Here is a 26,230-nt window from a genome sequence, read left to right as displayed (position 1 = left end):
AAGGCTTGGCACTTTGTTCCAATAAGGAGTCCCCGGTGGACGAATACCAGCAAACCATCCGTGCCCTGTCCGACCGCATCGTTGCGGCACAGACCCCGATCCGGGTTCTGGACGCGGTGAAGTGGGACGACAACATCCGCCAGGGTTTCCTCAAGGCCAAGGGCAAGGAGCCGCCGGCTGTCGACCGTGCCTACTACCAGTCGCGCCCGCTGGCGTTCGATTCCAGCGCGGTAAAGGCCGAGTTTCAGGGCATCGAGCGCGACATCATTCGCCAGCTCGGCCAGTTCAACCCGGTCGGGCAGATCATGAAGCGCATGTGCCGCGAATACCGCATGGTGGTGCGCATGCTCGAAGCGCGTGGCACCGAGGATTTCGGGCTGATCTCCCAGGAACTGTACGGCGCTGCCTCGGATGCCTTCCACGCTGGTGATCCGACCTTGGCCGACCTCGGCCTGATGCTGTCGGATTACCTGAACAACATCGATGGCCGTGGCGACCTCAAGGACGAACCGAAGAACCTCACCGCCAAGGAGGCCGTGGAAATCCTCCAGCACCGGTTGAACAAGGTATTCGGCGAGGCCGAGGAGACCATCCGTGTGTTCGAGTCCGACGGTATCGTCGCCGATGCCGCGGCCGGGGCCGACTACATCAAGGTGCGTGCCGACGCCATGTTCAACTCCCGTGACGTGCGCGCCCTGGAGGTGCACGAAGGGCTGGTGCATGTCGGCACCACGCTCAACGGCCTGAACCAGCCGATCTGTACCTTCCTGGCCAAGGGCCCGCCCTCGTCGACGGTCACCCAGGAAGGCCTGGCCATCCTCATGGAGGTGATTGCCTTCGCCTCCTACCCCAGCCGCCTGCGCAAGCTCACCAACCGCACCCGCGCCATCCACATGGTCGAGGAAGGTGCCGATTTCATGCAGATCTACAACTTCTTCCGCGAGCAGGGGTTCGAGATGGCGCAGAGCTACAGCAACGCCAGCCGGGTGTTCCGCGGGTCGGTGCCCAATGGCCTGCCATTTACCAAGGACTTGTCCTACCTCAAAGGCTTCATCATGGTTTACAACTACATTCAGTTGGCCGTGAAGAAGGGCAAGCTTGAACAGATCCCGTTGCTGTTCTGTGGCAAGACCACCCTGGAAGACATGCGTACCCTGCGACAGCTGGTCGAGGAAGGCCTGGTCGAGCCGCCCAAGTACCTGCCCGAGCAGTTCCGCGACCTCAATGCGCTGTCGGCCTGGATGTGCTTCTCCAACTTCCTCAACCACCTGAGCCTGGACCGTATTGAAGCCGATTACGCGAACATTCTCTGAGTGCTGCCGCCTGCTGGCCCTGGGTTTGATCCTGCTGGGCCTGGGCGGTTGCAGCAGCCTGCTGTTCTATCCCGAGCGCGGCCAGCCGTTCACGCCCGAGCGGGCCAGGCTCGAGTACCGCGATGTCACCTTGATCACTGCTGATGGCATCCGCCTGCACGGCTGGTGGTTGCCGGCCAAGGCCGGGGTCGAGGTCAAGGGCACGGTGCTGCACCTGCATGGCAATGGCGGCAACCTGCCTGGGCACCTGGGCGGCAGCTACTGGCTGCCGGAGCAGGGCTACCAGGTGTTGATGATCGATTACCGCGGCTATGGCCTGTCCCAGGGCGAGCCGAGCCTGCCCGAGGTGTACCAGGACATCGCCGCGGCCATGGCCTGGCTGGAGCAGGCGCCCGAAGTCAAGGGCAAGCCGCTGGTGCTGCTGGGGCAGAGCCTTGGCGGGGCCATGGCCATTCACTACCTGGCGGCCCACCCGGAGCAGCGCCAGCGTTTCAGTGCTTTGGTATTCGACGGTGTGCCGGCCAGTTACCGTGCGGTCGGGCGCTTTGCCCTCAGCACCTCGTGGATGACCTGGCCGCTGCAGGTGCCGCTGTCGTGGCTGGTGCCGGACGGTGACAGCGCGATCCGCTCGATCGAGCAGCTGAGCAGCCCGCCCAAGCTGTTCTTCCACAGCATCGACGATACCCTGGTGCCGATGGACAACGGCATCCGCCTGTACCAGCACGCACCAGCGCCGCGGGTGCTGCAACTGACCCGTGGTGGCCACGTGCAGACCTTCGCCGACCCGACCTGGCGCCAGGTTATGCTGCGTTTTCTTGACGACCCCAGCCATTTCAACGGCCTGCGGCGGCTGGCCGAAGTGCCCAATTACCCTGACGAGAAGAACAAGCAATGAGTGAAGAACGCAACGCCATCCCGCTGATCCTGACCGGTATCGGCAGCATCATCGTGACGGTGGGGGCCTTGTGGTACTACGGTTACCTGCATTTCGCCAAGCCCGAAGATGCCCTGTTGCTGCAGGACTTCACCATGCTCAAGACCATCCCCGGCGAGGACTACAAGGTCTCGCTGGACCCGGCACCACAAATGGCCCAGTGCGTCGACGGCGTGTTGGTGCTGTTCGATACCCAGCAGAAAGGCCTGACAGGGGTGCTGGTGGACAACCGCAAGCGCGCGGTGCGTTGCATGGGCGAGGAAACCCCGCAGCAGGTGCAGTGAGCCATCATCTCTGCTGCCTGTGCTGGCCCTTTCGCGGCTGAAGCCGCTCCTACAGGGACCGCGCCAGTCCCTGTGGGAGCGGCTTCAGCCGCGAAAGGGTCGGAACAGGCAAAAGAAAGCCCCGCTTCGATCGCGGGGCTTGTCAGTTCAGCTAGCCAGCCTTACTGCTGTACCTGGCTCACAGAGCGAGGTGCCACCGGTTGGTTGTCGTTGGAGATGGTCACCTCCACCCGGCGGTTCTGCGCACGCCCCGAATTGCTCGAGTTGTCCGCTACCGGGTACTCCTTGCCATAGCCCTGGGCGACGATGCGCGCTGGGTCGACGCCAGCACGTACCAGTGCCATGCGTACACTGTTGGCGCGGCGCTCCGACAGGCCCTGGTTGTAGTTGGCCGAGCCGACGCTGTCGGTGTAACCCTCGACGATCACCTTGCGTTCCGGGTTTTCCTGGAGGAATTGCGCCAGCTTGGTGACGTTCGGGTAGGCGTTGCTCTTGAGTTCGGCCTTGTTGAAGTCGAACAGCACGTCTCCGAAGGTGACCAGCGTGCCGCGGTCGGTCTGCTTGGCGTTGAGGCTGTCCTGCAGCTTGGCGATCTGTGCGTCGCGTGCGTCAAGCTTGGCCTGGGCGCGCTGGGCCGAAGCGTTCTTCAGTTCGCTTTCGGCAGTGCGCAGGGCGATGGTCTGCTTGGCCACTTCGACGCGCTGGTTGGTCAGGTAGGCCAATTGGTCGACCTTCTTCTCGTCTTCACGGTCCATGTAGGCCTTGTCGGCCTTGTTCAGCCAGTCCTGGGCGTCCTTGGTCTCCAGCGCCGCAACCTTGCTCGATTGCGGGTCGCTCTGCAGCGAGGAGAAGTTGGTGCGGGCCGATTCGAGGTTGGCGTTAGGGTCGTGCGAGCAGGCGGCAAGGCCGACGCTCAGGGCCAGCAGGGCGGGAATCATGACGTAGTTGCGCATAGTGTTCATCCTTTGATCGTGTGCGAAGACCGAGGTGGGCAGGGCAGGGCTCACTGAGCGCTGCGCAGGCCTTCCTCACGTACGTCCTGAACGCCCTGGCGGGCATCCTGCACGGCCTTCTGGGCCTTGGCCGCCTGGGCCTTGCGTTCGGCGAGGCGGGCGTCCCACTCGGCCTGTTCGGCCAGGCGCCTGGCGTCGTCGTACTTCTTGTCATGCATGGCGATCTCGGCCTGCTTGAACTTGTCCTGTGCCGCTTTCATTTCAACGGCGGCGAACTCGGTGCCGCCAGCGCTGACGGCCGAGTTCACGGCGGACTGGGTGACTGCATACTGCTCGGTGGGCGGGTTGCCCGCACAGCCGGCCAGGACCAGGCTGCTGCCCAAGGCCAGCGCTGCCAGCTTGAACCCGCGCACATGAGTGGATGAGGGTTTGTAGATGCGGGTGTTCTTGGTGGTCAGTTCCATTGGATCACTCCTGTTTACGACGTTGTCCGTAGCAGTCCATCGCTCGTTCCCTGACACGTGCGCGCGCTTCAGCTCAACGGTGCACAACGGCAGGTGTGCAGGGTTTTAGCGTGATGGCTATTGGCTGTGACTGACGCGTTTTTCGGATAGTTCAGAAAAATTTGATCATGTTTGGGGTTTGTGGCGCCTGGGAGATCGAGCGCCGCCCGCGCGGCGCTTCGCAGCGCAAGGCTGCTCCTACATCTATTTCGGGCCAATTATTCCTGTGAGGTTTGTGCGCGAACGCTTTGGCGCATGGCTCGATATCGCGTTGTACGAACAAGGTGGTCGCGTGCACTGGCACAGGCGTGACTGGCCCGAAACAGATGCAGGAGCAGCCTTGCGCTGCGAAGCGCCGCGCGGGCGGCGCTCGATCTCCCGGGCGCCGCAAAACTCATGACCTACACCTTAGCTATTCGCTATCGGCCCCTGGGTTGCTCAGGGCGTGCAGATGCTGTCGCGATAGTGACAGAAAGCGCGGAGTAGGGCCGATGTCCTCGTACAGCGGGTCGCCTTCCTCGTCGGTGGCAATGACCTGGCGGCCTTGCACATAGGGGAAGCTGGCTTCCAGTTCCTCGAGGGCTGCCGCGACCAGCTCACCGAGCAGTTCCTCGGCGGTGCGCTTGGGGTACATGTCGATCAGCGCGGCCAGTCGCGCTTCGGACTCAAGGTCCAGATGCAGGACATGGCCCGTGGGGCTGAGGGTGCCGGCGGCATTCTGTTCCCAGTGCTGGGCGAGTTCACGGATTTTCATGCTGACCTCTGTTGACGCCTGAAAGGGCTGCAATGCATGGGATTGTCGTGCTTTCACTTTAGTTTGCTTTGGCCGATCACGGCTTGCCATCGGCGCCTGGCTGTGGGCACTCTTGGAGCGAATACCGCGCTCCCACAGGGGATCGCGTAAAGGCTGAAAAAGGGATGCAATGCGCCAGAGCCGCGCCGGAGAGAGGGCCAATGACCGATATCGATGTGCGTTTGCGTGAAGATGTCCATGTGTTGGGTGAACTGCTTGGCGATACCATTCGCCTGCAGCATGGCGAGGCGTTCCTGCAGAAGATCGAGGACATCCGTCACAGTGCCAAGGCCGACCGCCGTAGCGCCGGCGAGCAACTGAGCTCGACCCTGGCGGACCTGGCCGATGAAGACTTGCTGCCCGTGGCCAGGGCCTTCAACCAGTTCCTCAACCTGGCCAACATGGCCGAGCAGTACCAGTTGATCCGCCGCCGCGACGCCGACCAGCCCGAGCCGTTCGAGGCCCGGGTGCTGCCCGAGCTGCTGGCGCGCCTGAAGCAGGCCGGGCACAGCAATGATGCCCTGGCCCGGCAATTGGCCAAGCTCGACATCCAACTGGTGCTCACTGCGCACCCCACCGAAGTGGCTCGCCGCACCCTGATCCAGAAGTACGACGCCATCGCCGGCCAACTGGCTGCCCAGGACCACCGCGACCTGACCCCGGGGGAACGCCAGCAGGTGCGCGAGCGCCTGCGCCGGCTGATCGCCGAGGCCTGGCACACCGAAGAAATCCGCCGCACCCGACCGACGCCGGTAGATGAAGCCAAGTGGGGCTTCGCGGTGATCGAGCATTCGCTGTGGCACGCCATCCCCAGCCACTTGCGCAAGGTCGACAAGGCCCTGCTGGAGGCTACCGGCCTGCGCCTGCCGCTGGAGGCGGCGCCGATCCGCTTCGCCTCGTGGATGGGCGGTGACCGTGATGGCAACCCCAACGTGACCGCAGCGGTCACCCGCGAAGTCCTCCTGCTGGCGCGCTGGATGGCTGCCGACCTGTTCCTGCGCGACATCGATGCGCTGGCTTCCGAGTTGTCCATGCAGCAGGCCGACGATGCGCTGCGCGAGCAGGTCGGCGACAGTGCCGAACCCTACCGCTCCCTGCTCAAGCAACTGCGCGATCGCCTGCGAGCAACGCGCGCGTGGGCGCATTCGGCATTGACCAGCAGCCAGCCGGCCAGCGCCGAGGTGCTGGTGGACAACCGCGACCTGATCGCGCCGCTGGAGCTGTGCTACCAGTCCCTGCACGCCTGCGGCATGGGTGTGATCGCCGAAGGCCCGTTGCTCGACTGCCTGCGCCGCGCCGTGACCTTTGGCCTGTTCCTGGGCCGCCTGGACGTGCGCCAGGACGCCGCTCGCCACCGTGATGCGTTGAGCGAGATTACCGACTACCTGGGCCTGGGGCGTTATGCCGACTGGGATGAAGAGCAGCGCATCGAGTTCCTCCAGGCCGAGCTGAAAAACCGCCGGCCACTGCTGCCCGCGCACTTCAAGCCGCAGGCCGATACCGCCGAGGTACTGGCCACCTGCCGGGAAATTGCCGCTGCGCCGGCCGCCTCGCTGGGCTCTTACGTCATCTCGATGGCCGGTGCTGCCTCGGATGTGCTGGCGGTGCAGTTGCTGCTCAAGGAGGCCGGCCTGACTCGGCCCATGCGCGTGGTGCCGCTGTTCGAGACCCTGGCCGACCTCGACAATGCCGGCCCGGTGATGCAGCGCCTGCTCGGCCTGCCAGGCTACCGCGCCAACCTGCGCGGCCCGCAGGAAGTGATGATCGGCTATTCCGACTCGGCCAAGGACGCTGGTACCACGGCTGCGGCCTGGGCGCAGTACCGGGCCCAGGAAAACCTGGTGCGTATCTGCGCCGAGCACCAGGTCGAGTTGCTGCTGTTCCACGGCCGTGGCGGCACGGTAGGCCGCGGCGGTGGCCCGGCCCACGCGGCGATCCTGTCGCAGCCACCCGGTTCGGTGGCGGGGCGCTTCCGCACCACCGAGCAGGGCGAGATGATTCGCTTCAAGTTCGGCTTGCCGGGCATCGCCGAGCAGAACCTGAACCTGTACCTGGCCGCCGTGCTCGAAGCCACCTTGTTGCCACCGCCACCACCACAGCCGGCCTGGCGCGAGGTGATGGACCAACTGGCCGCCGATGGCGTCAAGGCCTACCGCGGCGTGGTGCGGGAGAACCCCGATTTTGTCGAGTACTTCCGCCAGTCCACCCCGGAGCAGGAACTGGGGCGCCTGCCGCTGGGCAGCCGCCCGGCCAAGCGCCGCGCCGGTGGCATCGAAAGCCTGCGGGCCATCCCGTGGATCTTCGGCTGGACCCAGACCCGCCTGATGCTGCCAGCCTGGCTTGGTTGGGAAACGGCATTGAACAATGCACTGGCGCGTGGCCAGGGTGAACTGCTGGCACAGATGCGCGAGCAATGGCCGTTCTTCCGCACCCGCATCGACATGCTCGAGATGGTGTTGGCCAAGGCCGATGCGCAGATCGCCGAGGCCTACGACGAACGTCTAGTGCAACCGCACCTGCTGCCTTTGGGTGCGCACCTGCGCGACCTATTGTCGCAGTCCTGCCAGGTGGTACTGGGCCTTACCGGGCAGCCGGTGCTACTGGCGCACAGCCCCGAGACGCTGGAATTCATCAGCCTGCGCAATACCTACCTGGACCCGTTGCACCGCCTGCAGGCCGAGTTGCTGGCCCGCTCGCGCAGCCGCGAAGCCGCTCTGGACAGCCCGTTGGAGCAGGCCTTGCTGGTCACTGTGGCGGGTATTGCGGCCGGCCTGCGCAACACCGGCTGAGGGCAGGCCCGGGGAGCACCGGGCAGGTGCAGTGCGGGGGATGCAAGTGGGCGAAGAGGGTGGTTGCGCCGGGCGCAACCGCCTGCCAGGCCAGCCGTAGGTGGCGCAATCCTGCAACTTTGGGACGCTTGTCTGGCTGCCGGGCGCTGTGTATCTTGAGCAGCCTTCTGACCGATTTATGGTCATACCCGATTTTCCGGACTTGGCCCTGGTCGCCGAATCCATTGAATTTCATAACAAAATTTGAGGAGCACGAGATGCGCGTAATTCTGCTGGGAGCTCCCGGGGCCGGTAAAGGTACTCAGGCAAAGTTCATCACCGAAAAGTTCGGTATCCCCCAGATTTCCACCGGTGACATGCTGCGTGCCGCCGTCAAGGCTGGTACCCCGCTGGGCCTGGAACTGAAGAAAGTCATGGATGCCGGCCAGCTGGTCTCCGACGAGTTGATCATCAGCCTGGTCAAGGAGCGCATCGCCCAGCCTGATTGCGCCAAGGGCTGCCTGTTCGACGGCTTCCCACGCACCATCCCGCAAGCCGAAGCCATGGTCGCTGCCGGTGTCGACATCGACGCCGTGGTCGAAATCGCCGTGGACGACGAGGAAATCGTCGGCCGCATGGCTGGCCGCCGCGTGCACCTGGCTTCGGGCCGCACCTACCACATTCAGTACAACCCGCCGAAAGTGGAAGGCAAGGACGACGAGACTGGTGAAGACCTGATCCAGCGTGATGACGACAAGGAAGAGACCGTTCGCCATCGCCTGTCGGTTTACCACAGCCAGACCAAGCCGCTGGTGGACTTCTACCAGAAGCTGTCGGCCGCCAATGCCGGCAAGCCGAAGTACAGCCACATCGAAGGCGTCGGCTCGGTCGAAGCCATCACCGCCAAGGTCCTGGCAGCCCTGAGCTGATCCAGCACCCGACGCACCTCGACAACGGCCCGCTTGCGGGCCGTTGTCGTTTGTGGCCCTGTTGCCAAATGCGATCCCTGTAGGAGCGGCCTTGTGTCGCGATGGGGCGCGCAGCGGCCCCAAAAACTCAGCTTCGCCGCGAAAATTGCAGGGGCCGCTTTGCGGCCCATCGCGACACAAGGCCGCTCCTACAGGGACCGCGCCAGCCGAGCGGGCAATGGCCGTACAGCTGCCCCTTCGGGACACAACGCCGCCGCTGCTCTATACTGCCGCTCTTTTCCCCCTAGTACCTGGATACCCGTTCGATGACCACCCTCCTGGCCCTGGATACCGCCACCGAAGCCTGTTCCGTCGCACTTTTGCATGACGGCAAGGTAACCAGCCATTACGAGGTGATCCCGCGCATGCATGCCCAGAAGCTGCTGCCGATGATCAAGCAGCTGCTGGCCGAGTCCGGCGTGGCGCTGAATGCGCTGGATGCCATCGCCTTTGGCCGTGGGCCGGGCGCTTTCACCGGCGTGCGCATTGCCATCGGGGTGGTCCAGGGCCTGGCCTTCGCACTGGAACGCCCGGTTTTGCCGGTGTCCAACCTGGCCGCGCTGGCCCAGGGCGCGTTGCGTGAACACGGTGTACAGCAAGTGGCGGCCGCCATTGATGCGCGCATGGATGAAGTGTATTGGGGCTGCTATCAGGCCACCGAAGGTGAAATGCGCCTGGTCGGCCAGGAGGCAGTGCTGCCGCCCGAGCAGGTGGCGCTGCCGGTGGGCAGCGCTGGCGAGTGGTTCGGCGCCGGTACCGGTTGGGGTTATGCCGAGCGCCTGGCGGTGCAGGTGGCCGCCAGCAATGCCAGTGCCTTGCCCAACGCCCTGGACATCCTCAGCCTGGCCAGCTTTGCCTGGGCGCGTGGCGAGGCGATCGTTGCCGAACAGGCGCAACCGGTCTACCTGCGCGATAATGTAGCGACACCCAAGAAGCGCTGAGTGTTGTTCGTCGGTTATCGCCGATGACACTAAAACCTTTTGCGCGATCTGTGGTCCAGTTATCACTCGAGCATTAGCGATGGAACCCTGATGCTGCTAAATTGCCATCATTGGTTCTGAGTGCTCATGCCATGCGTATCGACGGTTTCTCATCGCAGTCCTATCCGATCAAGCGCACGCCGCGCAAGGCAGCTGTGCGTGACGAGGCTATCGATGATGCCGAGGTGATCGAGGAGGTCGAGACCGCCCCTCAGGAAACCACCGCTCGCCGTCGCAGCGGTGGCCTGCCAGCCCGCCAGCAGGACATGATTTTCCCCCGCGCCCGTGACCGCCGCACCGCTACCGCATTGGCCAGCTACCTGAGCACTGCCGGTTTTACCGACTGGGACATGGAAGTACTGGGGCTCGACCTGTACATTTAGTGGATGAGTCCATCACCACTGCCTTATTTTCTCGGTTGCCCGTCATGGAGCGAAAACGCCTGGCGCGACTACCTGTATCCCGCCGACGCCAACAGCGGTGAAATGCTCGGCTACTACAGCCAGGTGTTCAACGCCGTCGAGGGCAATACCACTTTCTACGCACGTCCCGCACCCGGCACCATTGCGCGCTGGGCGCAGATCATGCCCGAACACTTTCGCTTCACTGCCAAGTTCCCCCGGGACATCAGCCATGAAGGCGACCTGCGCGATCAGCTGGAACCGGCCCTTGACTTCACCCGCCTGATGGCCCCGCTGGGACAGCGCGTAGCGCCGTACTGGCTGCAGTTGCCGGCCCAGTTCAGCCCAGCACGGCTGGGCGAGCTTTGCCACTTCCTTGACGAAGTCGGAGTGCCGGTGGCCGTGGAGGTGCGTAACCAGGCTTTCTTCGCCAAGGGTGAAGAAGAGCGGTTGCTCAACCGCCTGCTGCATGAGCGCGGTGTGGAGCGTATCTGCCTGGACCCGCGCGCCTTGTTCAGTTGCACCTCTCGTGACCCTGCCGTGCTGCATGCGCAGGCTAAGAAGCCCAAGGTACCGCCTCGCCCGGCAGCCTTCAGCCAGCACCCGCAGGTGCGCTTCATCGGCCACCCGCAGCTGGAGGCCAACGAGGCCTTCCTTACCCCCTGGGTGGACAAGGTCGCCGCCTGGATCGAGGAAGGCCGCAACCCATACATCTTCCTGCACACCTCGGACAACCGCCTGGCCGCGGCGCTGGCCCAGCGCTTTCATCAACGCCTGATGCAGCGCCTGCCGGGCCTTGCCGCGTTGCCGGAATTGTCGCGCACCCCCGAGGTCGAACAACTGGGGCTACTCTGACCTTTCCCTGACTGCCGGAGGTTGAACCATGGATGTGCAAACCCTGCGAGCCGAAGCCTTCAAGGCCCTGCACGAGCGCGACAGCGCCTTCGTCATCCCCAACCCGTGGGATGCCGGCTCGGCCAAGTTGCTGGCCAGCCTGGGCTTCGAGGCGCTGGCCACCACCAGTGCAGGCTTGGCTTTCAGCCTGGGCCGTCCGGACGCCGAAGGCGCCTTGAGCCTGGACGATACCCTTGATAATGCCGGGGAGATCGTCGATGCCACCCCGCTGCCGGTGGCCGCTGACCTGGAGAACGGCTTTGGTGACCTGCCCGAAGATTGTGCCCAGACCATCCTGCGCGCTGCCGAGGCTGGCCTGGTAGGCGGTTCCATCGAAGATGCCAGTGGCCGCAGTGAAGCGCCCATCTACGACTTCGGGCTGGCCGTGGAGCGCATTCGTGCAGCTGTGCAGGCAGCGCGTAGCCTGTCGTTCCCGTTCACCCTGTGCGCCCGGGCAGAGAACCTGCTGCACGGGCGCATGGACCTGGACGACACCATCCTGCGCCTGCAGGCCTATGCCGAGGCCGGTGCTGATGTGCTGTACGCGCCAGGGCTGCGCACTGTCGAGGAAATCCGCGCGGTGGTGCAGGCCCTCGCGCCGCGGCCGTTGAATGTGCTGATGGGCATGGCGGGCGTGCCGCTGAGCGTCAACCAGTTGCAGGACCTGGGTGTACGCCGCATCAGCGTCGGCTCGTCGCTTGCCCGTGCCGCGTTGGGGGCCTTCCACCGGGCCGCGCTGGAGATTCGCGATGAGGGCACCTTCGGCTACGGTGAGCAGGCGCTGCCATTCGCCCAACTCAACGACCTGTTCCGCCGTTGATGAGGGCCGTGCTGGCGTTGCTGGCCGGCCTGTCGTTGCTTGCGGGGCTGGCTTGGCACCTGGGTTGGCGGCTGCCCGCCGCGTGGAACCCGTGGGCGCCGCTGGACGTACGTCAGCCCCCCAACCTGCTGACCCCCTACAAGCTGTCCCGCTTTCGTGATGACCCGACGCTGTGTCGCTTGGCACTTCAAACCAGCCAGCTGCGCTACCGGGCACAGGCCGACAGTTCGGCTACTGCCAACTGCCCATTGCGGAATGTATGGCGTATCGACGGTGGTCAGGCGCGGCTCGGCGGCAGCTTCCTGGCCAGTTGTCCGTTGGCAGTGGCATATGCACTGTTCGAAAACCATGGGCTGCAGCCTGTGGCGCAACGGGTGTTGGGGCAGCCGGTGGCTCAGGTCGACCACCTGGGCAGTTTTGCCTGCCGCAATGTCTACCACCGCAAGCAGGGCCGGCTGAGCCAGCACGCCACGGCCGATGCCCTGGACATCAGTGGCTTTCGCCTGCGGGACGGCCAGCGCATCGTCCTTGCGCGGGACTGGCAGGCGGGCGGGCAGAAAGCGGAATTCCTTCGTCAGGTGCAGCGGGCGGCCTGTGACAGCTTCAGCACGGTACTTGGGCCGGACTACAACGCTGCACACTACAACCACTTTCATGTGGACATGGGCCGCTGGCAGATCTGTCGCTGAGCGTGGGCGCGTTCAGGCGTGGGCGCGCACGTTGTTAAGCACCACCGGGCGTGCCCAGTGGATGTCGAACTCCAGGTCGTTCTGTTGCTTGGCCAGGGTGGCGTCATCGAACGGTTCGGGCGCCGGGTCCAGCAGGTTGGTCTCGAACTCGGCGATCGGCAGGAACAGCGAGCGCGGAGCAGGGCCGGGGCCGGGCTCGGCAATCGGGTGACCTTGGCTCATCACCACCGGGCGTAGCCAGCTGTTGCTGATATCGAGCTGGCGCTGCTGCTCGATCAGCTCGACTGCGCTGAACGGCTCGGGGGCGGGCGGCAGCAGGTTGGCTTCGAGTTCTGCCTTGGGCAGGAACAGTGGCTCGGGCGGTGCCACGATGGTGTCATGCACCGGGCAGGCACGCTGGGCGTCGATCAGGGCTAGCGCCCGGGCGCCGCCGATCGGCTCGCCACTGCTCTGGTCGTATTGCACGAACGACTGGCTGACGCTGTCTACGGGCTCTTCCTGCTGCTCGGCCATGGCCCGGGCAAAGAAATCCTGCCACAGGTGGCTGACGCCCCCGAGTGCCTGAGTGTTGTGCTGACTGTAGTTGCCGACAGGCGACAGGTAGGTCAAGCCGATGGGAAGAGTATCTGACATGGCAGTCGCGCGCGTTGTGCTCTGGCAGAATAGCGGGATATTGCCTGTATCGGCCGAAGTAGCCGATACATTAAGGGCTGGGTTTAATTTCTAGGTGTGAATGATGGAAGAGCAGGGCACAGGTATCCGGGTCGAGGCGCTGTCGGCTGAATTCGAGGCGCAAGCCGCTGCGTGGGCACAGCGCCTGGAGTTGCCGCTGCAGGACGATGCTGCCGGGTTTGCCGTACAGGTGGGCGTCGATGGCTTGCAGATCCAGCAATTGGGCCCGCAGGCACCGGGGCCGGTGCGGGTGGACTTTGTCGAAGGCCAGGCCGCGCACCGGCGCCTGTTCGGTGGTGGCAACGGGCAGATGATCGCCAAGGCGGTGGGCATTGCCCAGGGCGTGCGTCCGCAGGTGCTGGATGCCACTGCCGGGCTGGGCAAGGACGCGTTCGTGCTGGCCAGCCTGGGCTGCCAGATGACCCTGATCGAACGCCAGCCGCTGATTGCCGCGCTGCTGGAGGACGGCCTGGCGCGGGCCCGTGCGGATGAAGAGGTGGGGCCGATCGTGGGGCGCATGCGCCTGCTGACCGGCAACGCCATCGAGCGCATGCGCGCCTGGGAAGGCGAGGCGCCCCAAGTGATCTACCTCGACCCGATGTTCCCGCACCGGGACAAGAGTGCGCTGGTGAAGAAGGAAATGCGTGTGTTCCGCCCGTTGGTCGGTGATGACCTGGATGCCCCGGCCCTGCTCGAAGCCGCCTTGGCGCTGGCCAGCCACCGGGTGGTGGTGAAGCGGCCGCGCAAGGCGCCGATCATCGACGGGCCGAAGCCGAGCCATAGCCTGGAGGGCAAGTCGAGCCGGTATGATATTTATCCGAAGAAAGCGTTAAAGGCTTAGCCATTACGCAGGCGGCGCAAGCGTACCTGCATATCCTCCATTAGCAGACCCTCCGGTATCATATTGATAAGCGATTGTGGTGTCGGAGGGGCTAGTAGCTCTTCAGCAAGTTTGCCGGTTGTATTTTTCGGGGCGTTGTCAATAAGTTCTTTGATAATGTCTGGATTATATCGGTTGTGCTCGTCGAGCACTAGATTGTCCAGTTTTCTGCGTTGTCCTTGGAGAATATCATTTTTGGCGATGGTATTGTTTACTGTGCTCTGCTCGCCGTTTGAAATAGCCCAGTTCAGCTCATCTATCACTTGCTTTTCGCGTTTTGCGATTGATTTTTTTAAAGCCTTGTATTCGTTTTTAGAAAGTGTAGGGTTTCTTTCCTCCAATCGTGGCGCAAGCTTTTCGTATGAATATCCACCACGTTTCCATTTGAAAATGGATCTGAAAGATTTACCACTAGGGTCTACTCTGTTTATGGGGTCGTTGGCGCAGTAGGCATAGGCATTGATACCACCTCTATCAAACGGCGACAAACTGTCCGGGCTGTGGAAACGCATTATTCCAGGGTTGAAAAGGCGGTGGCCATTACCTAGTAAGTAACCTATTCCAGAAGCCAACAAACTCTGGCCCGTGAAGCGGGATAACAATGAGCTGCCAAGTGAGTAACTGTCTTTGCCAAAGGGGCTGTAGGCAATGGTGGTCTGGCCTTGCGAATTGATTGCGACTGTTGAATCTTGTGCATCGGTGGCCAGTAGTCGTTTTTGCGCAGTTTTACTATTCGTTTCGCACAGGTTCTGGTGGTTGGCGCTGACCACTGTGTGGTGAGCACCGCTCGTATGCAATACCGAGAGTTTGCTGCCCTTGTAAAAGAGCTTGAGTGCTTGCAATCGCATGGTGGTGACGCTCATGTGCAGGGTGTGCATGCGAGCCTGTCACGAAGATGCCTGATTGGATACTGGCAAAACTGTCAGGTAAGTGTGCTGGTTTCCAGCACGGTGATTGACGGACGCGTTCCTGCAGGCACTATGCCGCCTTTGAAGGCCGCGCTGGGCCTGTGGGAGCGTTTTACCCGCGAAGAAGCTGACGTGGTGGATGGCACCGGCTTTGCCGGTGTTCGCGGCTAAAGCCGCTCCCACAGGGACCGCGACAGCTTTCGAGGGTGTGCAAGAAAGTTACGCCTGCAAAAAGACCGCGTTTGCCAGCAGATGCCTCAGGCCTGGTAAGCTCGCAAGAATACCCCCACCACCTCGCGCACATGCGCTTCCGCCTCGTCACCTTCCAGCGGCCCGGCACACCCCAGCAGCAACCGATAATCCGGCGCGCCCTTGACCAGGCAGAAGAAGTGTTCGGCAGCTCGCAGCGGGTTGTCGATGCGCAGCAGCCCGCGCTCGTGCGCCCCGCGCAGCAAAGCTTCCATCCCCGCCAGCACGCGCTTGGGCCCGGCTTCGTAGAAGTATTCGCCAAAGCTCGGGTCGAGGCTGCCCTGGGCCATGATCAGGCGGCTCAGTTTGACCGCTTCATCGCTGCTGATCAGCGCCTGGAAGCCACGGGCAATGGTAAGCAGCACCTCTTCCACCGGCACCCCCTCGGGATACTCGAACAGCAGGTCGGGCAACTGGATCTGGCAGGTTGCCATTACCGCCGAGCCGAAAAGCGTCTGCTTGTCGGTGAAGTGGCTGTATACGGTGAGCTTTGAAACACCTGCCGCCGCAGCGACCGCATCCATGCTGGTGTTGGCGTAGCCGAGGCTGAGGAAAAGGGCTTTGGCTGCTTCGAGAATTGCCTCGCGTTTGGCCAGGTCCTTGGGCCGGCCCGGGCCGATGGGTGCGTCGTTGGACATTGTGGTCTGCATCTGGTTGAAGAAACACCATCTTAACGGTTCAGGCGCCATCCGGCTAAAGCCTGCCGGGAAAACCTGTGTGGCGGTAAATTGACGAGATAATTTTAACGTGTGTAACTTCGCGCCACTCGTCGATTAGTTGACTTTTCGTCGAATGCAGAAGTGCCCTCATGGGGGCGCCCGATGAGCCCAAGCCATTGATTTTCAGCGGCGGGACGGGGTGAACATGGCTCCCATCCACATGGGTCTTGAGGTGCTGCCTGCCGGCGCGAGGGACTGGCAGCAGGCAAGGTTCGCCTAGACTCCACCGAAGGGTCTGTAGGAAAAGGCTTACAAGGGGAGGGCATGGAACGTTTTTCATGGGAGGCAAGCAGATGATGCCGGACCATATAAAGATGATACGTGTGATGCTGATCGATTGTCGGCCTCTGGTGCTCCTGGGGCTTCACGATCTGATAAATGCCAGAAAGCCCCGTATGGAAGTGAGTGGTCAGGCCACCACCTATACCCATGCGCTGGAACTTGCCGACCAGTTGCGGCCCGATGTCATTTTCTTCAGCTTTTTTCCAGATGCGCTGGACCCGCTCGAGGTAGTTACCGAACTCGCGCGCTCTGGCGACATGAAAGTGCTGGTACTCAAAGGGGTGTATGAGGCCGCCCCCGTTGCACAGACCATTGAGGCGGGCGCGCTTGGCATCGTGCTGGCCGAGGATTCAACGGAGTCGATTATCCAGGCCATCATCAAAGTCCACCACTGCGACATCGGGCTGGACAGGGCCTGGGTCAGTGGGCTTTCCGGTTATGCCTCGGCCAGGCATATACCGTTCAGGTGTAATCCGGCGCAGGCGAAACATGCACGGCTGACGTTGCGCGAGCGGGAGCTCGTTCGCGCCATCGTTGGCGATCCGTCTGCCAAGTACCTGTGCATCGCCGGGCGCTTGGGCATCAGCGAACACACCGTGCACAATCACCTCAGCAGCATCTATCAGAAGCTCAACCTCACCAACCGCATCGACTTGCTGATGTATGCGGTGCGGCACGGACTCACCGGTGGCGAAGAGCCGCCTGCGTCCAAATCGGGAGAGATGGACTGAATGCCCATTGGCCAGGGCCTTTGGGGGCGAAGGTCCTTTTGGGCTGCGCTGTCGCGCAGATAGCAACTATCGCTCGTTTGAAGCGTCCTTTGTAGGAGCAGCCTTGTGCTGCGAAGAGGCCGGTACAAGCAATAGACAGGCTTTGTCAGTACCGGCCTCTTCGCAGCACAAGGCTGCTCCTACAGAACCTCGCCGAACCAATGAGTCATGTTTTGTTAAATGAGCCGGCCTGCCGGCGATGGGCCGCAAAGCGGCTCCACTTCGCTTGACTGACTGGCATTGCGCTGCGAGGGTGGTTTCCAGGCCACCCTCGCAGGTTTCACGTACGCAGTGTTTCAGGCGCTGCCGTTGAAGATGTCGCTGTTGAAGATATCGACCCCGACCAGGGTGATGGTCGTCGTCTGCCCGCCGGATTCGGCAATGGTCACGATGCTGTCTGCGCCATTGTTGTCGATCGACTGGACGACGGCATTTGGATCGCCATTGAGCACCAGTGTGTCTCGTTGCCCCGCGCCAGCATCGAACCCGCTGACCTGGTAGAGGAGCTGATCGGTCGACAGGTCGACGTTGAAGGCATCGCGCTGGCCAGTCGTGCCAACCAGGGTGAAGTCGAACGGTGCGTTTTCGGGTTCGTTGGCGAAGAGATTGGCGTCGAACGTGCTACTCGCGGAGTCGCCATCTTTGTCCGTCAGCGTCGCACTGAACTGCAATTTGACGTCGCTGGCCAGGTTCTCGGTTTCCTTGATGAACTCGATCACCGGGATCTTGATGTCGCCTCGCGCCATCGTCAGTTGCACTGCGTCAATCAGTGACGAACCTTCCTTCTGGATCAGGAACGACACCTGACCGCCAGCCTCTGGTGTCAGGGTATTCACCTCGGTCAGGTTCGATGTCGTCCCATCCGCGTAGTAGATCCGGTAGTACAGGTCCTCGGTCGCGGTGTTGTAGCCCCCTACGGAGTTGTCGATGAAGACCTTCATGCCCGTCAGCAGCGTCTCCGGGTTGATCACGAAGCTCTCATCGGCGGCGCTGATCGCTGCCAGGTTGTCGCCCTGGAACAGGTTGTTGGCGACGCCGATACCGGACGTGCTGACGTTCATGGCCGCAGGGTCGATGTACGACGGCAGGGGATTGGTCTGCAGCGAGGCTTCGGTCGGGTCGGGGGCCCCGAGGCCTATGCCGGTGAAGATGTCTGCCGTCGAGGCGAGTGCTTTGGCGGAGAAGAACACGATCTCCTCGGATGCCGATGGAATGGTCGGGTCATTCGTTTTAGGGATCAGCAAGGTGCGCACAGGGTCCGGGCCGCCGGCATCGAGCGAGCCGTCGGCACTGCTGAGCGTGGTGACCGAACTGAAGCCTTGCACCAGATCCAGTGTATAGCTGCCATTGGCAAAGGCCGTCAGCGTGTAGTCGATCGTGGTGTTGGCCGTTGTGGCGTTATTGTCGAAGTCCCCGGTCAAGGTGCCAGTGAAGTGGAACGCACCATTGGCGTCGGGTGAAGGCGACGTCTCGGTGAGTGTGCCGGTGCCGGTCGTGGTGGTGTTGTCTGGCCTGACCAACGTGAATTGGCCGCCCACCAGCGAAATGTCCAGACCGGTAGCCCCCAGGCCGTCGGCGCCGATCGTACTGTCCCAGAACCCATATTGCGGCAGGATACTTCCGGTTCCGATCAGGTTGCCGAAGGCAAGTGTTGGTCCATCATCGTGGAACACCAGATTCTGGCCGATGTTGAGTGTGGCCTGGGCGCTGTCGCCGTCCTTGTCGGTCTTGGTCGCGGTCAAGGTCACCAGGTTGTCGGAGGTCAGGGTTTTCGAGTCATCGGGGTTGCTAGTGTCGGGATGGACGATGGCGCGGAGCTGGTCGAGGGTGACGGAACCGTTGCTGGCGACGCTGACGGTGAACACCAGTAGGTTGCCGGTGGCCGTGCGGCCTTCCACCACGGTGCCGTTGAGCGACAGGTTGACTGCCTCGCCGGTGGCCGTGTCGATCAGGCCGGAGGCGCCGGCCACCACGCCGAGTGCGTAGGTGAGCGTACCGGCACCGTCGGCACCGAAGGCCGAGGTGAAGTTGGCGGCGAAGCTTTGCGTGGCGTTGGTCGTCAGGTCCGTTTCATCGACGGTCAGGACCGGTTCCGTGCCGGTGGTGCTGATGCTTGGGCCGTCATCCTTGAACACCAGGTTCTGCCCGATGTTGAGGGTAGCCTGGGCGCTGTCGCCGTCCTTGTCGGTCTTGGTCGCGGTCAATGTCACCAGGTTGTCGGAGGTCAGGGTCTTCGAGTCATCGGGGTCGCTGGTATTGGGGTGCACGATGGCACGGAGCTGGTCGAGGGTGACGGAACCGTTGCTGGCGACGCTGACGGTGAACACCAGTAGGTTGCCGGTGGCCGTGCGGCCCTCCACCACGGTGCCGTTGAGTGACAGGTTGACGGCCTCGCCGGTGGCCGTGTCGATCAGGCCGGAGGCGCCTGCCACCACACCAAGGGCGTAGGTGAGCGTACCGGCGCCGTCGGCGCCGAAGGCCGAGGTGAAGTTGGCGGCGAAGCTTTGCGTGGCGTTGGTCGTCAGGTCCGTTTCATCGACGGTCAGGACCGGTTCCGTGCCGGTGGTGCTGATGCTCGGGCCGTCATCCTTGAACACCAGGTTCTGGCCGATGTTGAGTGTGGCCTGGGCGCTGTCGCCGTCCTTGTCGGTCTTGGTCGCGGTCAATTTCACCAGGTTGTCGGAGGTCAGGGTCTTCGAGTCATCGGGGTTGCTAGTGTCGGGATGGACGATGGCGCGGAGCTGGTCGAGGGTGACGGAACCGTTGCTGGCGACGCTGACGGTGAACACCAGTAGGTTGCCGGTGGCCGTGCGGCCTTCCACCACGGTGCCGTTGAGCGACAGGTTGACGGCCTCGCCGGTGGCCGTGTCGATCAAGCCGGAGGCGCCGGCCACCACGCCGAGGGCGTAGGTGAGCGTACCGGCACCATCGGCGCCGAAGGCCGAGGTGAAGTTGGCGGCGAAGCTTTGCGTGGCATTGGTCGTCAGGTCCGTTTCATCGACGGTCAGGACCGGTTCCGTGCCCGTGGCGCTGATACTGGGCCCATCGTCTTCGAAGCTCATTTTGGAGCCGATTTCGGCGGTTGCGGTAGAGACCTGGCGTAGCATGAAACCGCCGATATCGAAGTCGGCATGTTCATTGCCTTTGGCGTCGACGGCGGCCCCGTTCTCGACGAGTACGCGGTTGTGATCCTGTGTGGTGGTGTACTCGATCTTTTGGCCGGCTTTGATGCCGGTGAGGGTGGCGACGCCGGAAGCAAAGCTGATGACGATGCTCGGGTCATTCACCGATCCATCCGAGTTCTCGACCACTTGCCCGGTGGCGATATTGATGACGCGAACGTTGGTGATTTCCACCGACGCATCGTTGGCGTAGCCATTGACGAAATTCACGCCAGGTTCAGCGGCGGTGCTGAAGGCGCTGATCCTGACCACGGCGCTCTTGCCGCTTTGCAACTGCACCACATCGAACGTGGCCGACTTCGCATTGAAGACGACGGTGAAGTCGACGTTAGCTTCGAGATCCGCTTCGTTCTGGTCAAGGTTGGGAATGGTCACATTCTGCCGGGCGCCGGTGACGAAGGTAAAACGGATACCTTCCTGTTCCACGATCATCTGGTTGTTGGTGCCGAAGGTGGTCGGGCCGCCCGCCTGGCTGGTATTGATCGTATCGCCCGTGGTGATGTTGGCACCGCTCGACTGGTCGGCCGGGTCCTTCCCGGTGGCGATGATCGTCGGGTCGGTGATGCGCAGGATGCCACCGTCATTGACGACGGTCGGGTTCGCGGTGGTGAACATCAGGAACAGGTTCTGGCCGGAGGGGGCGTTGGCCAGGCTGAATACCAGGTCCTGACTGGTGCCGATGAACACCTTGTTCAGCAGATTGAGCGCGTCGTCGGGGTTGCTTGTGTCCGGATGCTTCAGCGGTTGGTATTCCACCGTCCAGATCTTGCCGCCGCTGACGGGCGATCCGGTTTCTTCGATATAGCCCGCGAAGATGATCGCGCCTGTTGGCCCGCCAGCCCGGCCCAGCACGATGTTGTTGTTGGTATCGGTGTAGAGCAGGATGTCGACGCCATCAAGGGTATCCAGCCCGCTGTCCAAGCCATTGAGGGGCGCGCCAAGGCTGTCGGTGAAGCTGATGTCGGTGATGCTGCCTCCCGGTACCGGGGTGATGCTGAACGCATTGCTCCCGGTATTGCCGACGGCGCCGGTATAGCCGCTCAAGGCGGCACCAGCAGGGGTACCGGCCCCCAGTGTGGTCAAGCGGGTCGAGAATGCGGAGGGCAGGGACGCCACCAGGATGTCGTTGTCGTCGGCATCCGAAGTCGGGGTTGGTGTAGCTGTGCCGTTCTGCAATGAGGCCGTTTCGTCCAGCGTCACGCTCACACCGGTCGCGGTGATGATCGGCGCGCTGTCTGTGAACGAGGCCGTGGCCCTCACATCATCGGCGCTGCCGAAGACCTGGTCGGCGCCCGCAGCTGTCGCGCTGAGCAGGAAGGTGGCGCCGGCCGAGTCGTCGGGGTTGACGTACCACGAGGTGGTGATGCTGCCGTTGACTTCGCCGTCGAGATCGCCAGCGCCGCCGTCGGTCACGTACCAAGGGGTGTGACCCTCACCGGAGCTGGTAGCGAGGACATCGTCGGGGGTGCCCCACAGCTTGTCCGCACCGGCGTCAGTGACATGGTCCACCTCGAATGCGACCGTGCTGCCAGCCGCGAAGCCGCTGGCCGTGACGATGGCGGTGCTGCCAGGGCTGTAGTCGCTCTGGTCGGTGGTAACGGTTGGTGAGGAGATCGGGGGTAGGTCATCTCCGGTGGAGCTGCCGTGTTTGTCTGTTGGCGAGGCATTCTTCTTGCGGATAGTCATGGCTCTCTCCCAAGCACTGCCGGTTGTCGAGGCCTGACCACAGGCCTCTGTAATAGACCTCCACTATGGCGAAGCGCCATGAGCTGCGCATCGGCTGATACTCCTAGGCGGACTGGGAGTATCGGACTATATGGCCCTGGCGCCGGGAGCCCGAAGGCGCACGGTCACATGCCGTTCAACGCACGCCTGCCGTATTCGGCTGCAACCTCTTCCCGGCATCCGTTGCCTGACTTAATATACTCTCCAGTACAAATATTGAATGTGCCCTCCGCGAAAGGATTCATCATGTTGCGCCATGCCTTGTTCATTGCTCTGTCTGCCGCTGCCGCGCTGTTGCTGGCGGCGTGCGGCCAGGAAGCCGCCCCACCGGCTGCGCCGCGCCCGGCGCTGGTGGTGCAGCCGCAGCCGGCCGAAGCCGCTGCCGACAGTTACCCCGGTGAAGTGCGTGCACGCTTCGAGCCGGAACTGGCTTTCCGCATAGGCGGCAAGGTCAGCAAGCGCCTGGTCGAGGAGGGGCAGCGGGTAAAGGCCGACCAGCCGCTGGCCGAACTGGACCCGCAGGATGTGCGCCTGCAACTGGAGGCCAACCGTGCCCAGCTGGCAGCCGCCGAGGCCAACCTGTCGCTGGTGCGCGCCGAGCGCGATCGCTACCAGAAGCTGCTGGACCGGCAAATGGTCAGCCATTCCCAGTTCGATAACGCCGAAAATCTCTACCGTGCCGGCCTGGCCCGGCTGAAACAGGCCAAGGCCGAGTTCGACGTGGCTGGCAACCAGGCTGAATATGCTGTGCTGCGCGCCCCGCAGGCCGGGGTGATCGCCAAGCGCCAGGTGGAAGTGGGCCAGGTGGTCGGCGCAGGGCAGACCGTGTTCACCCTGGCCGCAGATGGCGAGCGGGAAGTCGCCATCGGCCTGCCGGAGCAGCAGTTCGCCCGCTTTGCCGTGGGCCAGCCGGTGAGCGTGGAGCTATGGTCGCACCCGCAGGAGCGCTTCCAGGGGCGTATCCGCGAGCTGTCACCGGCTGCCGACCCACGTTCGCGCACTTTCGCTGCCCGCATCGCCTTTACCTCGGCCGACACCCCGGCGGAGCTGGGCCAGAGCGCCCGGGTGTTCATCGCCCACGAAGGGCTGATCCCGTTGGCGGTGCCCCTGTCGGCAGTCACAGCGGAAAACGGCCAGGCCTACGTCTGGCGGGTCAACAAGGACAGCCGCTTGGAGCGGGCAGTGGTGCGCCTGGGGCCCTACGGCGCCGACAGCGTACCCGTGCTCGAAGGCCTCGCCCCCGGCGACTGGGTTGTCGCCGCGGGTGGCCATGTATTGCGCGAGGGCCAGGAGATACGCCCCGTGGACCGTACCAACCGCGTAGTGAACCTGACGGCCAAGGAGTAAGTCCCGATGGGTTTCAACCTTTCTGCCTGGGCGCTGCGCAACCGCCAGATCGTCCTGTTCCTGATGATCCTGCTGGCGGCCATTGGCGCCATGTCCTACACCAAGCTCGGCCAGAGTGAGGACCCGCCGTTCACCTTCAAGGCCATGGTCATTCGTACCCTGTGGCCCGGTGCCACCGCTGAGGAAGTGTCGCGTCAGGTCACCGAGCGCATCGAAAAAAAGCTGATGGAAACCGGCGAGTACGAGCGGATCGTCTCGTTCTCCCGCCCGGGCGAATCGCAGGTCACCTTCATGGCCCGCGACTCGCTGCATTCCAAGGACATCCCCGAGCTGTGGTACCAGATCCGCAAGAAGGTCGCGGACATCCGCCACACCTTGCCGCCGGAGATCCAGGGCCCGTTCTTCAATGACGAGTTCGGCACCACCTTCGGCAATATCTATGCACTGACCGGTGAGGGCTTCGACTACGCGGTGCTCAAGGACTATGCCGACCGTATCCAGATCCAGTTGCAGCGGGTCAAGGACGTGGGCAAGGTCGAGCTGATCGGGCTGCAGGACGAGAAAATCTGGATCGAGCTATCCAACGTCAAGCTGGCCACCCTTGGCGTGCCGCTGGAGGCCGTGCAGCAGGCCCTGCAGGAGCAGAATGCGGTCAGCACCGCCGGTTTCTTCGAAACGCCCAGCGAGCGCCTGCAACTGCGGGTGAGCGGGCGCTTCGACAGCGTCGAGCAGATCCGCCAGTTCCCCATCCGCATAGCTGAACGCACCTTCCGTATCGGCGATGTGGCCGAGGTGCACCGCGGCTTCAACGACCCGCCCGCACCGCGCATGCGCTTCATGGGCGAGGATGCCATTGGCCTGGCGGTTTCGATGAAGGACGGCGGCGACATCCTGGTGCTGGGCAAGGCATTGGAAAGCGAGTTCGAGCGCCTGGCACGCAGCCTGCCGGCCGGCATGGAACTGCGCAAGGTCTCGGACCAGCCGGCGGCGGTCAAGGCCGGCGTGGGCGAGTTTGTCCAGGTGCTGGTCGAGGCGCTGGTCATCGTGCTGCTGGTGAGTTTCTTCTCGTTGGGCCTGCGCACGGGGCTGGTGGTGGCGCTGGCCATCCCGTTGGTGCTGGCCATGACCTTCGCCGCCATGCACTACTTCGGTATCGGCCTGCACAAGATCTCCCTCGGCGCGCTGGTGCTGGCCCTGGGCTTGTTGGTCGATGATGCGATCATTGCCGTGGAGATGATGGCGATCAAGATGGAGCAGGGCTACGACCGCCTCAAGGCGGCCAGCTACGCCTGGAGCAGCACCGCGTTCCCGATGCTTACCGGCACCCTGATCACGGCGGCGGGCTTCCTGCCCATTGCCACGGCGGCCTCCAGTACGGGCGAGTACACCCGTTCGATTTTCCAGGTGGTGACCATTGCCTTGCTGACCTCCTGGGTGGCCGCCGTGGTATTCGTGCCTTACCTGGGCGAGCGCCTGCTGCCGGACCTGGCCAAGCTGCATGCCTCCCGTCATGGCAAGGACGGCCACGCGCCAGACCCTTACGCCACACCGTTCTACCAGCGTGTACGGCGTGTGGTGGAGTGGTGTGTGCGGCGGCGCAAGACGGTGATCCTGCTGACCATTGCCGCCTTTGTCGGCAGTATCCTGCTGTTCCGTTTCGTGCCCCAGCAGTTCTTCCCGGCCTCAGGGCGCCCGGAGTTGATGGTCGACCTGAAACTGGCCGAGGGTGCCTCGCTGGCCAACACCGCCGAGCGGGTCAAGCAACTGGAGGCGTTGCTCAAGCAGCAGGAAGGTATCGACAATTATGTGGCCTACGTGGGCACCGGTTCGCCGCGTTTCTACCTGCCACTGGACCAGCAGCTGCCGGCGGCCAGCTTCGCCCAGTTCGTGGTACTGGCCAAGTCGATGGAAGACCGCGAGCGCCTGCGCAGCTGGCTGATCAGCACCATGGACCAGCAGTTCCCCGACCTGCGTGCCCGGGTCACCCGCCTGGAAAACGGCCCGCCCGTGGGGTACCCGGTGCAGTTCCGGGTGACTGGCGAGCACATCGAGAAGGCCCGTGAGCTGGCCCGTGAAGTGGCCGACAAGGTGCGCCAGAACCCGCATGTGGTGAACGTGCACCTGGACTGGGAAGAGCCGAGCAAGGCGGTTTTCCTCGAAATCGACCAGGACCGCGCCCGCGCCTTGGGCGTGAGTACCGCTCACCTGTCGAGCTTCCTGCAAAGCTCGCTGACCGGCACCACGGTCAGCCAGTATCGCGAGGACAATGAGTTGATCGAGATCCTGCTGCGCGGCACCCGGCAGGAACGCAGCGAGCTGGGCAACCTCGGCAGCTTGGCACTGCCGACCGACAATGGCCAGAGCGTGGCGTTGTCGCAGGTCGCGACCCTGGAGTACGGCTTCGAGGAGGGCATCATCTGGCACCGTAACCGCTTGCCGACGGTGACCGTGCGCGCCGATATCTACGACAAGGAGCAGCCGGCGACGCTGGTGAAACAGATAGAACCGACCCTGCGTGACATTCGTGCCAAGCTGCCGGATGGTTATTTGCTGGAAGTGGGCGGCACGGTCGAGGACTCCGAGCGCGGGCAGAAGTCGGTGAATGCCGGCATGCCGCTGTTCGTGGTGGTGGTGCTGAGCTTGCTGATGATCCAGCTGCGCAGCTTCTCGCGCACGGTGATGGTGTTCCTCACGGCGCCGCTGGGGTTGATTGGCGTGACCTTGTTCTTGCTGGTATTCCGCCAGCCGTTCGGCTTTGTCGCCATGCTTGGCACCATTGCCCTGGCGGGGATGATCATGCGCAACTCGGTGATCCTGGTGGACCAGATCGAGCAGGACATCGCGGCGGGGCTGGATCGCTGGCAAGCGATCATCGAAGCCACGGTGAGGCGCTTCCGCCCGATCGTGCTGACTGCTCTGGCGGCGGTGCTGGCGATGATCCCGTTGTCGCGCAGTGTGTTCTACGGGCCGATGGCGGTGGCGATCATGGGCGGGTTGATCGTGGCCACCGTGCTTACCCTGCTGTTCTTGCCGGCGTTGTATGCGGCTTGGTTCAGGGTGAAGAAAGCCTAGCGGCTGTCATCGCACTGTAGGAGCAGCCTTGTGCTGCGAAGAGGCCGGGGCAGCACATGAAAATTCATGTTGCTGTGCCGGCCTCTTCGCAGCACAAGGCTGCTCCTACAAGGATTTGCGACAA

The 26,230-nt window shown here is 63.2% G+C and carries 21 protein-coding genes; 14 read left to right on the top strand and 7 right to left on the bottom strand.

Going from position 1 to position 26,230, the window contains the following annotated elements:
- Positions 1–35 precede the first annotated feature (35 nt).
- The 3 genes from WM94_RS08890 to WM94_RS08880 are packed head-to-tail and all read left to right on the top strand — an operon-like array spanning position 36 to position 2,531.
- Positions 36–1,313 carry a flavohemoglobin expression-modulating QEGLA motif protein gene (locus WM94_RS08890; protein WP_013971219.1) on the top strand — a complete coding sequence of 426 codons (1,278 nt, stop codon included), beginning with the start codon at positions 36–38 and terminating at the stop codon, positions 1,311–1,313.
- Positions 1,285–2,208, top strand: a complete 924-nt coding sequence (locus tag WM94_RS08885) for an alpha/beta hydrolase (RefSeq protein ID WP_038408942.1) — start codon at positions 1,285–1,287, stop codon at positions 2,206–2,208. The genes WM94_RS08890 and WM94_RS08885 overlap by 29 nt, the downstream gene beginning before the upstream one ends.
- Positions 2,205–2,531, top strand: a complete 327-nt coding sequence (locus tag WM94_RS08880; RefSeq protein WP_061550996.1) for a hypothetical protein — start codon at positions 2,205–2,207, stop codon at positions 2,529–2,531. The genes WM94_RS08885 and WM94_RS08880 overlap by 4 nt, the downstream gene beginning before the upstream one ends.
- 161 nt (positions 2,532–2,692) lie before the next feature.
- Here WM94_RS08880 and WM94_RS08875 read toward each other — a convergent pair whose 3' ends face one another.
- The 3 genes from WM94_RS08875 to WM94_RS08865 form a co-directional block, all read right to left on the bottom strand.
- The gene (locus tag WM94_RS08875; protein WP_015269164.1) at positions 2,693–3,484 is read right to left on the bottom strand and encodes an OmpA family protein; all 792 of its coding nucleotides are present in this window, start codon (positions 3,482–3,484) and stop codon (positions 2,693–2,695) included.
- A gap of 50 nt (positions 3,485–3,534) precedes the next feature.
- Positions 3,535–3,948: a DUF4398 domain-containing protein gene (locus tag WM94_RS08870; protein ID WP_003258911.1), complete on the bottom strand. Its 414-nt coding sequence runs from the start codon at positions 3,946–3,948 to the stop codon at positions 3,535–3,537.
- Between the two features lie 451 nt (positions 3,949–4,399).
- On the bottom strand, positions 4,400–4,741 hold the full coding sequence (locus WM94_RS08865; protein WP_025337943.1) for a pilin assembly protein: 342 nt from the start codon (positions 4,739–4,741) through the stop codon (positions 4,400–4,402).
- A 200-nt stretch (positions 4,742–4,941) separates the two neighbouring features.
- On the opposite strand from WM94_RS08865, the gene ppc reads away from it, so the two are divergent.
- The 7 genes from ppc to WM94_RS08830 all read left to right on the top strand — a co-directional run bounded on the left by ppc (position 4,942) and on the right by WM94_RS08830 (position 12,300).
- Entirely contained in the window at positions 4,942–7,569 is a 2,628-nt protein-coding gene (ppc, locus tag WM94_RS08860) for a phosphoenolpyruvate carboxylase (protein ID WP_039612810.1), read from the top strand.
- A 257-nt stretch (positions 7,570–7,826) separates the two neighbouring features.
- On the top strand, positions 7,827–8,477 hold the full coding sequence (adk, locus tag WM94_RS08855; RefSeq protein WP_003259830.1) for an adenylate kinase: 651 nt from the start codon (positions 7,827–7,829) through the stop codon (positions 8,475–8,477).
- Positions 8,478–8,782: 305 nt separating this feature from the next.
- Positions 8,783–9,457, top strand: a complete 675-nt coding sequence (gene tsaB, locus WM94_RS08850) for a tRNA (adenosine(37)-N6)-threonylcarbamoyltransferase complex dimerization subunit type 1 TsaB (RefSeq protein ID WP_061550995.1) — start codon at positions 8,783–8,785, stop codon at positions 9,455–9,457.
- Positions 9,458–9,588: 131 nt separating this feature from the next.
- Positions 9,589–9,879 (top strand): hypothetical protein, encoded by a 291-nt coding sequence (locus WM94_RS08845; RefSeq protein ID WP_003259832.1) that lies wholly within the window; start codon positions 9,589–9,591, stop codon positions 9,877–9,879.
- A 3-nt stretch (positions 9,880–9,882) separates the two neighbouring features.
- Complete coding sequence (locus WM94_RS08840) at positions 9,883–10,752, top strand: DUF72 domain-containing protein (RefSeq protein ID WP_061550994.1); 870 nt, start codon at positions 9,883–9,885, stop codon at positions 10,750–10,752.
- Positions 10,753–10,780: 28 nt separating this feature from the next.
- Entirely contained in the window at positions 10,781–11,611 is an 831-nt protein-coding gene (locus tag WM94_RS08835) for an oxaloacetate decarboxylase (protein WP_061550993.1), read from the top strand.
- A complete protein-coding gene (locus tag WM94_RS08830) occupies positions 11,611–12,300 on the top strand; it encodes an extensin family protein (protein WP_061550992.1) in 690 nt (229 codons plus the stop codon). Before WM94_RS08835 ends, WM94_RS08830 begins: the two co-directional genes overlap by 1 nt.
- Positions 12,301–12,312: 12 nt before the next feature.
- On the opposite strand, the gene WM94_RS08825 is transcribed toward WM94_RS08830, so the two are convergent.
- Positions 12,313–12,933 carry a hypothetical protein gene (locus tag WM94_RS08825; protein WP_039612814.1) on the bottom strand — a complete coding sequence of 207 codons (621 nt, stop codon included), beginning with the start codon at positions 12,931–12,933 and terminating at the stop codon, positions 12,313–12,315.
- 103 nt (positions 12,934–13,036) lie between these two features.
- Here WM94_RS08825 and WM94_RS08820 point away from each other — a divergent pair, with 103 nt between their 5' ends.
- Positions 13,037–13,813, top strand: coding sequence for a class I SAM-dependent methyltransferase (locus WM94_RS08820; RefSeq protein WP_024086389.1), 777 nt, complete (start codon positions 13,037–13,039; stop codon positions 13,811–13,813).
- Here the strand turns inward: WM94_RS08820 and WM94_RS08815 are convergent.
- Together WM94_RS08815 and WM94_RS08810 are read right to left on the bottom strand one after the other, a co-directional pair.
- Positions 13,810–14,730, bottom strand: a complete 921-nt coding sequence (locus WM94_RS08815) for an RHS repeat-associated core domain-containing protein (RefSeq protein WP_256207009.1) — start codon at positions 14,728–14,730, stop codon at positions 13,810–13,812. The two genes, WM94_RS08820 and WM94_RS08815, sit on opposite strands and share 4 nt — an antisense overlap.
- 287 nt (positions 14,731–15,017) lie before the next feature.
- A complete protein-coding gene (locus WM94_RS08810; protein ID WP_061550991.1) occupies positions 15,018–15,659 on the bottom strand; it encodes a TetR/AcrR family transcriptional regulator in 642 nt (213 codons plus the stop codon).
- Positions 15,660–16,024: 365 nt separating this feature from the next.
- Here WM94_RS08810 and WM94_RS08805 point away from each other — a divergent pair, with 365 nt between their 5' ends.
- The gene (locus WM94_RS08805) at positions 16,025–16,741 is read left to right on the top strand and encodes a LuxR C-terminal-related transcriptional regulator (RefSeq protein ID WP_061551033.1); all 717 of its coding nucleotides are present in this window, start codon (positions 16,025–16,027) and stop codon (positions 16,739–16,741) included.
- 335 nt (positions 16,742–17,076) lie between these two features.
- Here WM94_RS08805 and WM94_RS08800 read toward each other — a convergent pair whose 3' ends face one another.
- Positions 17,077–21,471, bottom strand: coding sequence for a DUF5801 repeats-in-toxin domain-containing protein (locus tag WM94_RS08800; RefSeq protein WP_256207008.1), 4,395 nt, complete (start codon positions 21,469–21,471; stop codon positions 17,077–17,079).
- Between the two features lie 462 nt (positions 21,472–21,933).
- Here WM94_RS08800 and WM94_RS08795 point away from each other — a divergent pair, with 462 nt between their 5' ends.
- Together WM94_RS08795 and WM94_RS08790 are read left to right on the top strand one after the other, a co-directional pair.
- Entirely contained in the window at positions 21,934–23,034 is a 1,101-nt protein-coding gene (locus WM94_RS08795) for an efflux RND transporter periplasmic adaptor subunit (RefSeq protein WP_061550990.1), read from the top strand.
- Positions 23,035–23,040: 6 nt separating this feature from the next.
- Positions 23,041–26,106 carry an efflux RND transporter permease subunit gene (locus WM94_RS08790; RefSeq protein ID WP_061550989.1) on the top strand — a complete coding sequence of 1,022 codons (3,066 nt, stop codon included), beginning with the start codon at positions 23,041–23,043 and terminating at the stop codon, positions 26,104–26,106.
- Positions 26,107–26,230 lie beyond the last annotated feature (124 nt).

The organism is Pseudomonas sp. ABFPK, assembly GCF_001586765.1.
GTDB classification, from domain to species: Bacteria; Pseudomonadota; Gammaproteobacteria; order Pseudomonadales; family Pseudomonadaceae; genus Aquipseudomonas; species Aquipseudomonas asiatica.
This window is presented reverse-complemented; position numbering and strand designations above follow the sequence as displayed.